This is a genomic window from Kitasatospora sp. NPDC028055, assembly GCF_040637885.1.
GTDB lineage: Bacteria > Actinomycetota > Actinomycetes > Streptomycetales > Streptomycetaceae > Kitasatospora.
In genome coordinates this window covers 473,007-485,837 of sequence record NZ_JBEZXE010000001.1, presented here as the reverse complement: position 1 = coordinate 485,837, position 12,831 = coordinate 473,007, and the positions used below count along the sequence as shown (strand labels likewise).

General features: G+C 70.1%; 14 protein-coding genes and 1 tRNA gene. 6 read left to right on the top strand and 9 right to left on the bottom strand.

Annotated elements, in window-relative coordinates; translation table 11 throughout:
• Nucleotides 1-25: 25 nt before the first annotated feature.
• The 5 genes from AB0F71_RS02430 to AB0F71_RS02410 form a co-directional block, all read right to left on the bottom strand.
• The gene (locus AB0F71_RS02430) at nt 26-1,402 is read right to left on the bottom strand and encodes a hypothetical protein (protein WP_360226864.1); all 1,377 of its coding nucleotides are present in this window, start codon (nt 1,400-1,402) and stop codon (nt 26-28) included.
• 6 nt (nt 1,403-1,408) lie between these two features.
• Entirely contained in the window at nt 1,409-2,170 is a 762-nt protein-coding gene (locus tag AB0F71_RS02425) for an HD domain-containing protein (RefSeq protein ID WP_360226861.1), read from the bottom strand.
• A gap of 41 nt (nt 2,171-2,211) precedes the next feature.
• Nucleotides 2,212-2,790 carry a hypothetical protein gene (locus tag AB0F71_RS02420; protein ID WP_360226858.1) on the bottom strand — a complete coding sequence of 193 codons (579 nt, stop codon included), beginning with the start codon at nt 2,788-2,790 and terminating at the stop codon, nt 2,212-2,214.
• A gap of 149 nt (nt 2,791-2,939) precedes the next feature.
• Nucleotides 2,940-3,239: a hypothetical protein gene (locus AB0F71_RS02415; protein ID WP_360226855.1), complete on the bottom strand. Its 300-nt coding sequence runs from the start codon at nt 3,237-3,239 to the stop codon at nt 2,940-2,942.
• Nucleotides 3,240-3,314: 75 nt separating this feature from the next.
• A complete protein-coding gene (locus tag AB0F71_RS02410) occupies nt 3,315-3,824 on the bottom strand; it encodes a nucleoside-diphosphate kinase (protein ID WP_360226852.1) in 510 nt (169 codons plus the stop codon).
• 503 nt (nt 3,825-4,327) lie between these two features.
• Here AB0F71_RS02410 and AB0F71_RS02405 point away from each other — a divergent pair.
• The 6 genes from AB0F71_RS02405 to AB0F71_RS02380 all read left to right on the top strand — a co-directional run bounded on the left by AB0F71_RS02405 (nt 4,328) and on the right by AB0F71_RS02380 (nt 8,680).
• Entirely contained in the window at nt 4,328-5,608 is a 1,281-nt protein-coding gene (locus tag AB0F71_RS02405) for a helix-turn-helix transcriptional regulator (protein WP_360226849.1), read from the top strand.
• A complete protein-coding gene (locus tag AB0F71_RS02400) occupies nt 5,605-6,147 on the top strand; it encodes a flavoprotein (protein WP_360226846.1) in 543 nt (180 codons plus the stop codon). The genes AB0F71_RS02405 and AB0F71_RS02400 overlap by 4 nt, the downstream gene beginning before the upstream one ends.
• 30 nt (nt 6,148-6,177) lie before the next feature.
• Nucleotides 6,178-6,840 carry an NUDIX domain-containing protein gene (locus AB0F71_RS02395; RefSeq protein ID WP_360226843.1) on the top strand — a complete coding sequence of 221 codons (663 nt, stop codon included), beginning with the start codon at nt 6,178-6,180 and terminating at the stop codon, nt 6,838-6,840.
• A complete protein-coding gene (locus AB0F71_RS02390) occupies nt 6,818-7,240 on the top strand; it encodes an NUDIX hydrolase (protein WP_360226840.1) in 423 nt (140 codons plus the stop codon). The genes AB0F71_RS02395 and AB0F71_RS02390 overlap by 23 nt, the downstream gene beginning before the upstream one ends.
• 307 nt (nt 7,241-7,547) lie before the next feature.
• Nucleotides 7,548-8,123: a hypothetical protein gene (locus tag AB0F71_RS02385; RefSeq protein ID WP_360226837.1), complete on the top strand. Its 576-nt coding sequence runs from the start codon at nt 7,548-7,550 to the stop codon at nt 8,121-8,123.
• A 197-nt stretch (nt 8,124-8,320) separates the two neighbouring features.
• Complete coding sequence (locus AB0F71_RS02380; RefSeq protein ID WP_360226834.1) at nt 8,321-8,680, top strand: HIT domain-containing protein; 360 nt, start codon at nt 8,321-8,323, stop codon at nt 8,678-8,680.
• A 12-nt stretch (nt 8,681-8,692) separates the two neighbouring features.
• Here AB0F71_RS02380 and AB0F71_RS02375 read toward each other — a convergent pair whose 3' ends face one another.
• The 4 genes from AB0F71_RS02375 to AB0F71_RS02360 all read right to left on the bottom strand — a co-directional run bounded on the left by AB0F71_RS02375 (nt 8,693) and on the right by AB0F71_RS02360 (nt 12,765).
• Nucleotides 8,693-9,787, bottom strand: a complete 1,095-nt coding sequence (locus tag AB0F71_RS02375; RefSeq protein WP_360226831.1) for a UDP-N-acetylglucosamine--N-acetylmuramyl-(pentapeptide) pyrophosphoryl-undecaprenol N-acetylglucosamine transferase — start codon at nt 9,785-9,787, stop codon at nt 8,693-8,695.
• 196 nt (nt 9,788-9,983) lie between these two features.
• A tRNA-Thr gene (locus AB0F71_RS02370) sits at nt 9,984-10,057 on the bottom strand.
• A 141-nt stretch (nt 10,058-10,198) separates the two neighbouring features.
• Nucleotides 10,199-11,881, bottom strand: a complete 1,683-nt coding sequence (locus tag AB0F71_RS02365) for an aminoacyl--tRNA ligase-related protein (RefSeq protein WP_360226828.1) — start codon at nt 11,879-11,881, stop codon at nt 10,199-10,201.
• Complete coding sequence (locus AB0F71_RS02360) at nt 11,875-12,765, bottom strand: protein phosphatase 2C domain-containing protein (RefSeq protein WP_360226825.1); 891 nt, start codon at nt 12,763-12,765, stop codon at nt 11,875-11,877. The genes AB0F71_RS02365 and AB0F71_RS02360 overlap by 7 nt, the downstream gene beginning before the upstream one ends.
• Nucleotides 12,766-12,831: the final 66 nt, after the last annotated feature.

Here is a 12,831-nt window from a genome sequence, read left to right as displayed (position 1 = left end):
GGGAGGCGGCGGCCGGGCGGCGGGCTCAGGCGGCGGCCGGGGCCCACTGGTTGTTGCGCATCAGGGTGGAGCGGAGGTCGACCAGCCGCGGGGTGATGGTGAGGTCGAGTTCCTCGGTGGGGTGGAGGTTGCCGGCCTCGTCGGTGTCGGCCCTCCACGCGCGGTATTTCAGGTCGGGGTAGGCCGGGTTGATGCCGATTTCCCCCTTCGGGATGGTGCCGTTGAACGGCACCGGTATGTCGAGGTGGTTCCAGTAGTTCCAGGCTTGGAGCGCCTTGACCTGGTCGAAGTAGAAGTAGAAGTCCGGCGAGCGGCCGAAGGTGCGCAGTTCGCGGTGGATCAGGTGGCCGAGCAGCGGGCCGAGCTGAGGGGCGAGGGAGTCGAATTCCCACTTGGTGTGGTGCCAGCGGTCCGGGACCTGCCCAGGAGTGAAGAGACGGGCGGCCACCAAGTGGCTGATCCGGGCGGTGAGGTAGAGAGCCGCCGCGTTCGCGTCGAGGGTGGGGTCCACCGCGCTCAGCGCGGCACCGAGGTCGGGCACACGGAACCTGGCCAGGTCGAAGCGGCCGATCATGCCGGGGACGGCGAACAGCAGCTCCTTGTAGAGCCAGTTGTCGAACTCGCCGATCTCAGCCAGTCGCCGGGTGCGCGGACTGGTGGAGTGCAACATCGCGTACTCCGACAGAGCCTCGAAGAAGATGTAGCCGAGGATCGGCAGGCGCGGGATCGTCTCGTCCAGCTGCCGCAGGAAGCCTGCGGGTTCCACGACCGCGCCCTGGTAGGCGACGGCGGCGGCCAGAGCCAGGAAGGCGGCGGAGTTCTTCACCCGGCTGACCACGGTCTCCCGCAGTTGGTTCCGCTCGGCCTTGGAGAGCAGGTACTCGAGGTGGGTGTAGATCGCGAGGTGGATCGAACCGAGGCGCAGGTAGTCCACGCCGGCCAGGCCCTGGTACGCCTGCGGGGGGAGATCCAGTTCGAAGACCAGCGGGGTGGGGTGGTGGTCGGGGCGGCCGATCTTCGCAAGGAAGGCGGGGGCCTCGCGGGTGAGGATGTAGGAGCCGAGGTTGTGCGCGCGGAAGCCGTGGTCGGTCGCGGTCAGCGGCGCGCAGTAGATGCTGCCGACCAGGCACCCGCCGGAGGGATAGAGCGAGCCGTCCTTGCTGATCTTCTCCAGGGCGTGGGTGACGTGCAGAAGGTGGAGCTTGCCGCCAGCGGCGAGGGAGTCGAACAGGGTGTTGCGGCGGAGCAGGTGGCCGTTGGGGGTGCCGAGGGCGAGGCGGTCGGTCCAGGCGGCCTTCTGGGGGCCGAGCGGGTCGACCGGGTCGGGGGTAGTTGGGACGAGGCTGGCGCCGTAGAAGGCGTGCGCGTCGGCCCAGCTCTCGTAGGCGTCGGTGAAGTCCATGGCGGTCTACACCAGCCCCTTCTCCGCCACGGCGAACCGGACAGCCTCTGTGCTGGAGGCGCCGGCGAGGAATGCCGACTCGGAGGTGACGACGAGGTCGAAGGCCAGGGGCAGCAGCTGATCGAAGTTCGACTCGCGGACAAAGCGGCTGTTCGGCCACCAGGTGAGCTTGGGCAGCCGGTACCGGTCGAGGGCGTCCGCAGTCTTCACGATGTCGCAGATCCGCGCCCCGCGGGCGTGGTCGGCGTGGTCGTTGGCCGTGAATTCCTCATACGGCACCTCGTGCAGCCGAACCGCGGTCGTGGCCTTGACCACTTCGGCGGGGGTGGGCCGGCGGCGAAAGTGCGTCCAGACGAGATCGGCGTTGGCGCCGAGCCAGACGGCGGCCCGGTTGCCGTGGCCGGTGTCGTCCTTGTCGTGCTGGCGCTGGCAGTCGTGGACGGCCGCCGCGATGACCGTGGTGGCGGTGTCCGACTCGTCTAGGCCGTGCCAGTCGGCCAGCAGCGCGGCGAAGACCGCCGTGCGCAGGCCGTGCCGGTGGCCGTGCAGGGAATCGGCGAGGTCGGGCTGGGCGAGCCACCGAGTGGGGATGGCGGCGTATTCCATCAGGGCCTTGGTGGCATCGCGCAGCGGCGGCGGCCACGCCGGGGGGAAGTCGGGCCGGTTGGCCTTGATCCACTCGACGGTGACGTGATCGGTGAACTGGTGGCGCGGCAGTTCCTTGCGGGCAGCCAACTCGACCAGGCTGTCCGTGCGGGTCGTGCTCATGGTGCGGCCCACCCCCTCGGTGGTCAGGACTGTCGGATGCCCTACCGGATCTCGGCGGCCTGGGCGGCCTTGCGCTCGGCCTCGGCGGCCTCGAAGGCGGCGGTGAAGTCGGCCAGATCCTTCTCGCTCATCAGGGCGACGCCCAGTTCGGAGGCGCAGTCGATAATCGTGGCGGCGGCCTCGTCCTTGTCCGCGTCCGGGGCGCCGTCCGGCAGCAGGACCTCGAACTCGGCGTGGTAGCCCCACGCATCGCTCCACTTGACCGCGATCTCCACGCCGTTGAAGCGGAAGTTGCGGCGGAAGTTGAACGCCTCGTGCCGGGTGTCCTCGAAGCCGAGCGCGCCGAACACCCGGACGGCTGCCGGCACGTCCTCCTGCGCGATCGGGAACTCCGTCTCGCTGAACGCGGCGCCCTGGCCGATCTTGCTGTCCTTGAGCGTGATCTTGGCGGTGCCGGCCGACTGGTTGTCGGTCACCTTCAACAGCTGGTCCGGCAGGACGAAGAAGTGGATCAGCTTGTTGTCCTGGCCCAGGTCCTCACCGTCACGGACCAGCCGCTCCACGAGCGCGTCGTGGGCGCTCTTGTCGAACCGGGCGCGCATCTCGATCTCGACGGCCAAGGCAGTCGTCCTTCCTGATTCGGGCATGGCTGATGAGGCCGGATCGGCAGCAGGTACCCCCTGGCCGGCCCGGTGGTCGGTGTGAAGTTGGTGGTGCGCCGGTGGTGCGGCCGGTCAGAATCCTGACCGCACCACCGGCAGCCCGTGTGTCAGGCCAGCTCGCCGAACCGCTCGCGGACGACGCCCTCGTGCAGGTAGTTCGGCAGCGGCACGCCACCGACGGTGGTGCGCCGGGTGGCCACCTGCTCCTCGGTGTCGGAGGGGAAGCCCTCCAGCAGCTGGAGGCACTGCCGGACCCACGCGCGCGAGGTGTCCCACTCGCCGGCGTCGCGCAGCAGCAGCGCCAGGGCGTACGCGGTCTCGGCCGCCGTCCAGCGGTCCGTGGCCAGTTCCTGCTGGAACGCCACTTCCAGCTCGGCCGCGGAAGCCGTGCGGGTCGTGCTTGTCATGGTGCGCCCTCTCGTCGTGCCAGTCGTTCCGTGGTGTTGAACTCGCACGGCGCCACCGGGGTGACGCCCGGCACCTCAGTAGATGTACGTCTCGGCGAGCGTCTTGTAGTCGAACAGCTCGTCCTTGGCGAACCAGAGGGCGACTTCCTGCTCGGCTTCCTCGCGGTTGCCGGAGGCGTGAACCAGGTTGGCGACCGCCTTGCCGACGGCCACGCTGGCGCCCCGGCTCATGTGCGAGAAGTCGCCGCGGATCGTGCCGGCCGGGGCCTGGTCCGGGTAGGTGCTGCCCACGATCTTGCGCACCGTGGCGATGGCGTCGTAGCCCTCCAGCACGACGGCGATCACCGGGCCCTGCTGCATGAAGGCGGCGGTCATGTTGTAGACCTCGGGGCCCAGCCGCTCCTCCAGGTCCGCGTAGTGCCGGCGGGTGAACTCGGCGTCCATCCACTTCATCTTCGTGCCGACGACCTTGAGCGCGGTGTCCTCGAACCGCGCCAAGATCCGAGCGGACAGACCACGAGCCACCGCATCGGGCTTGAGCAGCACGAGCGTGCGCTCCACCTGGCTCTGGGTCTCCTCGGTCATGTGTTCCCTTTCCCCTACCAGAATCACGAACTGACGGTGCATCGGGGCACGTCTGACACGAGGTTACCGGCGTGGACACACCGGTTTTCGAATCACGGAGCCAACCAGCGGAGGAGCAGGGCGCCCCCTTTGTCGATCACTGCCCGCGGAGGCCGGTGCTGGCCTAGACTCGGACACGACCGAACTTTTAACTGCGTGTGGGCGCGAGTTCTCGTCGCAACCTCAGTCTGGAGCCGCTGCCGGTCCGGCACCATGCCGCCGCAGTGCGGCAGCGGTGCACCTACGGTGCACCGGTCAGGCCCGGGGGCGGCGGTCGGCTCGGCGACATGGGTCCTGTTCCTCTTCGCGGGCGACGTGGTCGACGACCAGTCAACTCCATGAAGGAGCAGTTCGGTCCGCTCCGCCGCATGTTCCGCATGGATCATGCAGAACGTGCATGACGTCTTGATCCGGATCGGCCGACGAAGCCCGCGCCAGGCAGGCTGAGGGTGGCAGGAGGAGCTATGTCGGAGGCCGCCCGCGCGCCCATCGACGCACGCCAGATCGGATCGGTGATCCGGCTCGCCCGCAGGGCCGCTGGCCGGTCGCAGGAGGACGTGGCTTCCGCGCTGGGCTACCACCAGTCGAAGCTGAGCCGACTGGAGAGGGGAATCGGAACCGACGACGTACGAGTCCTGCGGGCCGTCGCGGCGGAACTCGACATCCCCCTGGAGAGCCTGGGCCTGACCGCCTTCCCCAACGGAGCGGACACCAGGACGGACGACGACATGTATCGGCGAGGCTTCGTGGCGGTCGGCGTGGCCGCCCTCGCAACCCCGGCCCGCACCCTCACCACCGGCCTGGAGCTCGTCCAGGCGTTACTGCCCACCGCCACCGCGCTGCCCGACCGGCAGCTCCTCGCCCAGGACACCCTGCGCCACGAACTGGCCAAGGCCCGCCGACACCTCTACAGCTGCCGCTACACCGAACTCGAAGCCCTCCTGCCGATCCTGCTCGCCGACCTGCGCCGGGCCCAGCACGAGGCCCCCGACGACCTGACCTTGGCCGGCCTGAGCGCCACGGCCTACCAGACCACCGTCAGTATGCTGATCAAGCTCGGCGACACCGGCACCGCATGGCTCGCCGTCGGCCGGGCGATGAGCGAAGCCGAACGCAGCGGCAACCCGACCGTCCTGGCCTCCAGTGTCCGCGTGCAGACGCACCTGATGGCCCGCGAACGCCACCACGCCCCTGCCGTCACGATGGTCCGCCACACCGCCGACCAGCTCGGCGGCCACTACGACCAGCGCGAACCCGGCGACCTCGCCGCGTTCGGCCTGATGCTGCTGCGAGGGGTGACCGCTGCCAGCACCGGCGGCGACCGCTCCACCACCGCCGAACTGCTCAAGCAGGCCGGCGAAGTCGCCCGATACGTTGACCGCGACCGCCCCGACGCCTGGGCGAACTTCAGCCCCACCAACGTCGCCCTGCACCAGGTGTCCGCCGCCGTCGCCCTCGGCGACGCCGGCGCGGCCGTCGAAGCAGCCCGTCCCCTGCTCCGCCGCCGCATCCCCGCGCCCGAGCGACAGGCCGCGCTGTGGGTGGACCTCGCACGGGCGTTCAACCAGCAGGGCAAACTGTCCGAGGGCTACCGGGCCCTGCGCATCGCCGAACGGCACGCGGCCGAAGACATCCGGCGCCGTCCCGACATCCGGGAGTTGGTGGCCGACATGACGGCCCGCGACCGCCGCGGTGCGCTGCCGGAGCTCCGCCAGTTCAGCCGCGAGTTGGGAGTCCGACCTTGAACAGCAAGCCCTTCCTGTACGTCGCCGTCTGCGCCTCCGGCGTTGCCGATGACGTCAGCACGCTGATCGCGGCGGCCCAGGCGGAGGGGTGGGGGGTCGGCGTGGTTGCCACCCCGAACGCGATGGAGTTCATCGACCAGGCCGCCATCGAGCAGCAGACGGGCTACCCGATCCGCTCCGCTTGGCGCACCCCCGATGTCCCGGCCTCGCTGCCGCCGGCCGATGCCATCGCCGTCGCGCCCGCCACCTTCAACACGATCAACAAGTGGGCCGACGGCCACGCGGACACCCTGCTGCTGGGCATCCTCACCGAGTCCTACGGCCTGGGCATCCCCGTGGTCGCGCAGCCGTACGTCAACTCCGCCCAGGCCGCTCACCCCGCCTATGCCGCCAACGTGGAGCGCCTCAAGGCGATGGGCGTGCTGTTCGGCGACTACGTCCCGCACAAGCCGAAGGCCGGCGGCGGCCGGGACAAGTACGACTGGAACACCCCGCTGCGGCTCTTGCGCCCGGTGCTCGAAGCGAAGACCAAAGCGTAGCCAACCGTCGGTTCCGGGGAGGAGCAGCAGGTGGACGTAGTTGTGACCTGGACGGGGGCGTCCGCCTGCCAACTCCAAGAAGCCCTGCGCGACACCAACGAGGCGTTCGCCGGGCGGCTCGGCATCGGCCTGCGGACCGTCGCCAACTGGCACCAGAACCCAGAGCTGGTACCCCGCCCCGAGATGCGCCAGCTCTTGGACAAGGCCCTCGAGACCGCGGCGCCCGCCGTGCAGAAGCGGTTCGCGATCCTGAACACCGGCCCAACTGGCCAGACCGCCCAAGCGCTGCGCGTCGCCGTCGCCGTAGTGCTCCGCGGCACCGAAGTCCTGCTTGTCTGCCGACGCGACGACGAGACCGCCGGCATCCGCTGGCAATTCCCCGCTGGCGTCATCAAGCCGGGCGGAAGCCCGGAGTCGGCAGCAGTCCGCGAGACCCTGGCCGAGACCGGCGTCCACTGCGCGGTCCGTGAGGACCTCGGCGGTCGGCTCCACCCCACCACCGGAGTGTGGTGTCAGTACTACCTGGCCGAGTACCTCGCTGGTGACGCCCAGAACCAGGACGTGATCGAGAACGCGGACGTGATGTGGGTTCCCAGAAACGCGGTGCCCCGATTCATCCCTGTCGATACGATCTTCTCGCCCATCCTGGCCGCCCTGGAGGAGCCCCAGAATGACCGAGCCGAGCAGCACTAAGCCGGGCATTGCCGCCGCCATCATCGTCCACGAGGGCCGCGTCCTCATGGTTCAGCGCCGCGTCACCGAAGGCGAGCTGTCGTGGCAGTTCCCGGCCGGCGAGATTGAGCCTGGCGAAGCGCCGAACGATGCCGCTGTCCGCGAGACCGACGAGGAAGTCGGCCTGACCGTGCGAGCCGTTCAGCTGCTCGGCAACCGCGTACACCCGAAGACCGGCCGACAGATGTCGTACACCGCCTGCGAGGTAGTGAGCGGGACGGCCACGGTCGTCGACACCGAGGAACTGGCGGACCTCGCGTGGATCACATCCGACCAGATCTCGGAGTACGTGCCGTACGGGTTGTTCGAGCCGGTGCAGGCATACCTGGATATCAAGTTGCCTAGTGGGTCGGCGTCCTAGAGTGGTCGAGCCCTTCCAACCGGACATCCGCACCCAGCACGACCTGACGGCAGCGCACGAGAGGGCCGCCCGGTTCCTCGGCCTGGCGTGCACCGGACCGCCGGTCTTCGGCACTTCTGGAACGACCGTAGGCCGCCCTGCCGAGAAAGTCTGGCTCAGGGTCTCCAGAAGCAGCCGTCTACGGGCGCCCCGGGCTGCCGGCCAGGGCGCCCTCGGTGCTGAACAGCTGGTCCCTGCGACTGTCCCTCGCCCCCGGCTCCACGACACCCTGGACTGGACGGAGAACGGCTCGTTCTACCAGGCCGACGTGTTCGACTTGGCGGGACCGGCGGTGTCCTCGACCCCGGACCTCCACGAAGACCCTGGCTTGGGCGCCGACTGGTGGGCTGGGCTGCGGAGCGCTCTCGCAGACATCGGGGCAGCGCCAAGCACGAAGATCACTCTCCGCCAGAGCTGGGTAGAAGAGGCTTTCCCGAAGTACCTCGGTATCCCGGCTCCCGTCGAAATCGAGCGGATCGCCGGCCACGGTGATCTCCAGTGGGCCAACCTGACCGCCCGGCCGCTCAAGATCCTCGACTGGGAACGCTGGGGCCTGGTGCCGGTCGGTTACGACCCCGCGGTCCTGTGGGTCAGCAGTCTGCTGGTGCCGGCCGTGGCCCACCGCATCCGAGAAGAGTTCGCGGACGTTCTGGGGTCTCCCGCTGGTCGAGTGGGCCAGCTGGTCGCTCTGGCGGAGATGCTCCAAGCGGTTCACCGCGGCTACTACCCCGAGCTGGCTCCGCTCCTTGACGACCGCGCACGTGAACTGACCGGCGTTACCCCGCCGCCGGCCCCTGTCGCTGGCGCGACGGACAGCACGCAGATCGACGGCGGCACTCGCTGATGCTGGCGACCCCGAGGCTCATCGCCTCCGTGCCACGGCTGCTGTGATTGTCATGCAATTCAAGGCATGTGAGTGCCAATCAGCTGCCGAGGATAGTCTGGGTCGCTGACCGATCAACCCTGACTGCAGCAGTGGATCTTGGCGCCAAGGGCTAGGGCCGCGCGGTGGTCGTGAAGACAGGTGCAACTGTGACGACTATGACGGGGCCGAGCGCGACGGTTTCGGACTTCTACTGCAACGAGGCGCTGAACGGCCGGACGCCGGTGAAGGTAGTGGAGGAGACCGACACCGTGCTCGCCTTCGAGCACACCAGGCCCTCCTACCCGGTGCAGATCGTGGTCGTCCCGAGGAAGCACATCCCCTCACTGGTGGATCTCGGCGACGGCACCGAAGAGGACCTCGCGGACGTCTTCCGGGTGGTTCGGCAGGTCGCGGCGCGGGTGCGCGAGGAGTACGGCGCCGCGTGCGTGGTGACGAACGAGGGCGCGTACCAGGAGTCGAAGCACCTGCACGTGCACGTCCTCTTCCGCGGCACCCTCCCGGAGGGCCTGGCCTGAGGCTCGGGCGGCTCAGCGGGCGTGCCGGCCGCGCGGGCGGGCGAGAGCGATCGTCCTGGTTGCGATGTCCCGTGCTGTGCGACGGACGGCCTCGGGGTCGGGACGGTGGCGGGCGCCGCCGAGTGCGGGCAGCAGCTGCTCGCAGGCGCGATGCAGGGGCGTCCCTTCGGCCATCTCCTCGTCGGCCACGACGACGCACGTGGCGTGCTGCGCGTACGCCTTCGCGTTGTCGAGCTGGTCGCCGCGGCTGACGGAGGCCGGCAGCGGGACGAGCACGGCAGGCTTGGACAGGGCCCCGAGCTCGGCGAGGGTGGTGGCGCCAGCGCGGCCGATGACGAGGTCGGCGAGCCAGAGGGCGTCGACCATGTCGTCGTGGAGGTACTCCAGCTGCCAGTAGCCGGGCGCGGAGGCCAGGGCCGGGTCGAGGTTGCCGCGACCGCAGATGTGGACGACGGAGAAGTGCGCCGTCAGTGCTCCGAGTTGGTGGCGGATGGCGTCGTTGACGCGGCGGGAGCCGCTGCTGCCGCAGAAGACGAGCAGGACCGGCAGTCCGGCCGGGATGCCGAGCCGGGCGCGGAGGCTCTCGGGCCGGCCGTCGGCGAGGTCGTCGCGCAGGGGAAGTCCGGTGACCGCTGCCTTGCGCTGGAGCCACCGGGGTAGACCGGGGGTGTCCTCGGCGAGGAAGACCGTGGTGGCGAAGCGGGCGAGGATCCGGTTCGCCAGGCCGAGGGTGTGGTCGGACTCGTGGATGGCCAGGGGGATGCGGTTGAGCCACGCGGCGACCCCGACCGGCACCGACACGTAGCTGCCCTTGCTGAAGACGACGTCGGGCCGCTCGCGCCGCATCGCCCGCCAGGCGGTGAACACCCCGCGGGCGACGGTCACCGGCATGGTGATGTTGCTCCAGGACCGGAAGCGCTGTAGCCCGGCTGAGGGGACGGTCGCGAGCCGGATCCCGGCCTTCGCCGCGAGGTCCGCTTCGATGCTGTCGGCGCGACCGAAATAGACGAGTTCGCATTCTGCACGTTGCAGCTCGGCGGCGACCGCGAGAGCGGGAACGACGTGGCCGGCGCTCGCACCCCCTGTGATTCCAATCTTCAGCTTCACGCGGTGAAGCGTAACAGGATTCGAGGGGAATTCCACCCGGTCCGGAAATCCTGGCTTCTGACTGCCCGAATTTCCGGCCTGTGTCGGAGTGTGATCGGCGGTTGAGTACGGGGCCGCCCGCCCGGCGCGGATCGACCTCCGTGTCGAGGGCTTCGCAGCGCCGCCTTGGCAGGCGTGGACCGTGCGGGATATGCGGTGGTCGGGCTGGCTGGATTCGAACCAGCTCCTCGGCAACACTTATGCCGTGCTCTTCCGTTGAGCTCCAGCCCGTGGTGAAAAGAAAGCTATCGCATTGGTGCGCCGTGGGTCAATGCTGAATTTTGCGGTTCTGGGAATTAAATTCGGGCATGGCAATTCCGGCATCGGGTATTTCCTCGTCCGATGCCGGAATTGCCGTGGGCGGTCGTCAGGTCAGGGGCTGGTCCTCTGCAGGGTGTGGAGGCTGTCGGTCGAGATGGCGTTGGTGCGCCCGGTCCAGCGGTCAACCGTCTCCAGCTCGCCCGCGGCGTGCCGGGGGGAGAGCACGAGGGCGGTGGGCACGCCTAGCGCCTGGGCGTACCGGAACTTCTCCCCGGCGGGCAGGGGGCGGTCGTCGACGAGGAGCCGCAGTCCGAGGCGGTGGAGCTGCTGGACAGTGCGGTCGGTGCGCTCCTGCTGCTCGGTCAGGTCGGAGCGCAGGACGACCAGGTGGACGTCGGCAGGTCCGGTGCCGTGCTTCCAGCGCAGGCCATCGGCGTCGCGGTGGACGCCGGCCAGGGTCTGGATGCAGCGAGTGAGACCGATGCCGGAGCAGCCCATGAGGGGGGAGCGCGGGGTGCCGTCGTCGCCGGTGAAGGTCAGGCCCATCTTGGCGGAGTACTGGGTGCCGAGTTCGAAGACGTGCGCCACCTCGACAGCCTCGGTGGTGCGGTAGCGGCCGGCGGGGCATCGTCCGCAGTCGAGGCCGTCGGCGGCGGCATGGACGTCGGCGGGGTGGAGGTCGAGCGGGGGCAGGCCGGCGGCCCCGGACCACGATGCGCCGGTGCGCAGGTCGTCGGGGCCATCGGCGATGGTGAAGCGGTCGAGGCCGCTGACGGAGCGGTCGTGGACGACGCCGATCCCGGTGCAGTCCCAGGGGGTGAGGGTGCCTGCGCTCTTGCCGAGCAGGCCGGGCAGCTCCTCGGGGTTGAGGAGTTCGATGTGCTGGCCGGGTCCGAGGGCGGCGGCGAGCTTGCGGGTGCTGATGGTGAGGTCGGAGCGGATGCAGACCGCGGTGGGCCTGGTGGTGCCGTCCGGGCCGGTGACGGCGAAGACGATCACGTTGACGACGGGTTCGCCGGGGGTGGAGGTCTCGGGGAACGTGGCGCTGAGGATGCCGCCGTCGCCGCGGTGGCCGCAGTGGTCGCAGGCGAGGATGTTGCTCTGACCGAAGTCGGCGAGGACGAGGTGCTCGGTGGTCGGGCCGGCGGAGATGGCCCCGCCGTCGGCCGGGGCTTGGAAGACGCCGTGCAGGCCGATGCCGGTGAGGGCGTCGTTGCAGGCCCGGTTGAGCAGGCTGATCGACTCCAGCATGCCCGCCCGGTCGGCGTCGAAGGTGTAGGCGTCGGCCATGGTGAACTCGCGTCCGCGCATGAGCCCACCGCGGGGGGAGGTCTCGTCGCGGAACTTCGTGGTGTTGAGTGCCAGGCGCACCGGCAAGTCGCGATGGGAGCGAAGGTGGGGCCGTACGGTGGCGACGGCCATCTCCTCGGAGGTCGGCGCGAGGCACATGTCGGTGCCGCCGACGCGGGTGGTGATCAGCGCGCCCTCGTCGGTGTAGACCTTCCACCGGCCGGACTCCTCCCACAGGGTCCGGCTCTGGAGGGTGGGCAGGGAGACGCTGTTGAAGCCGTGGTGCTCGAAGGCGTCGCGGGTGATCCGGTCGAGCTGGCCGCGTACGCGCAGGCCGAGCGGGAGCAGGGTGTGCACGCCGGCGGCGTCGGTGCGGCCGACGAGGCCGAGGTGTTCGAGCAGCTCCCACGTCGGGGCGGTGGGGTCGGTGGCGCGGGGGCGGGGCGCGGGGAACAAGCGGGAGGTGTAGATCGGGGCGGTCGGGAGGGCGGGGGTGGTCAGCACCGGCTGTATCCCATCGGCAGTTCGATGTGGGTGAGCATCGCGTCGTCGTGCACCTTTGCGCGGGGGGCGGCCCTGCCGCAGCGGTCGGCCTCGCCCGCCCGCAGGATCTCGTCGAGGACGGAGGCCGGGCCGCCGCCGCGGCACATCCGCGCGACCTGGCTCCAGGTGTGTATCCGGTAGGTGTCAACGGAGCGGGCGCCGCCGTCGGTGGCGAGGAGGATGTCGGTGACGTCCCGGGTCTCGACGGTCGCGGTGACGGCCCGCATCCCGGCCTTGGGGAGGGCGCCGGCGACCCAGTACCCGTCGGGTCGGTTGACCCGCTCTTCCAGCTCGCGCATGATCTCCGCAGTGAGTCGGCGGTCTTCCGGGTCGCCGATCGTGCCCTCGCCACTGGTGAGGCGCTCGTGCTGGCGGCGGCGCAGCGGCATCGTGGCGGTGATCGCCTGCAGCCGGGGGTCGGTGACGACGATCGGCGGCAGGCCGTCCCGGCGCAGGAGGACCACGGTGCAGTCGCCGAGCACGGTCACCTCGGTGCGGCCCGGCCGCACGCGGACGAGGCCGGCGGTGGCTTGCCGGGTGGTGCCGGGCCGGTCCGGGCCCTTGAGGTGCTGCTGGGCGGCGGTGACGCCGATGGCGCCGGCGAGGGCGCGGTTCAGCGGCGTGCCGGGGTCTTGGGCGAGGTCGAGGATGTTGGCGACCAAGGCGTCGGCGTAGGCGGCGCCGCCAGGGGCGGTGGTCGTGTCGGTGGTGGTGACGCCGTCGGCGACCACCGCGATGGCCAGGCGGCCGTCGGGGCTGAGCCAGTGGCCGGCCCGGTCCTCGGTGGGTGTGTCGGGGTGGCCGGGGCGCCCGGCGGTGCTGACGGTCAGAGCAGGGATCGGCAACTGGGTCCTCCGTGCGTATATGGGGGAGAAGAGGCGCCGGGCGGGCGCGTCACGGGACCTCGATGT

Coding starts and splice junctions, on each gene's coding strand:
- AB0F71_RS02430 (WP_360226864.1), bottom strand. CDS start 1,402: ATGGACTTCACCGACGCCTACGAGAGCTGGGCCGACGCGCACGCCTTC.
- AB0F71_RS02415 (WP_360226855.1), bottom strand. CDS start 3,239: ATGACAAGCACGACCCGCACGGCTTCCGCGGCCGAGCTGGAAGTGGCG.
- AB0F71_RS02380 (WP_360226834.1), top strand. CDS start 8,321: ATGACGGGGCCGAGCGCGACGGTTTCGGACTTCTACTGCAACGAGGCG.
- AB0F71_RS02410 (WP_360226852.1), bottom strand. CDS start 3,824: ATGACCGAGGAGACCCAGAGCCAGGTGGAGCGCACGCTCGTGCTGCTC.
- AB0F71_RS02425 (WP_360226861.1), bottom strand. CDS start 2,170: ATGAGCACGACCCGCACGGACAGCCTGGTCGAGTTGGCTGCCCGCAAG.
- AB0F71_RS02405 (WP_360226849.1), top strand. CDS start 4,328: ATGTCGGAGGCCGCCCGCGCGCCCATCGACGCACGCCAGATCGGATCG.
- AB0F71_RS02390 (WP_360226840.1), top strand. CDS start 6,818: ATGACCGAGCCGAGCAGCACTAAGCCGGGCATTGCCGCCGCCATCATC.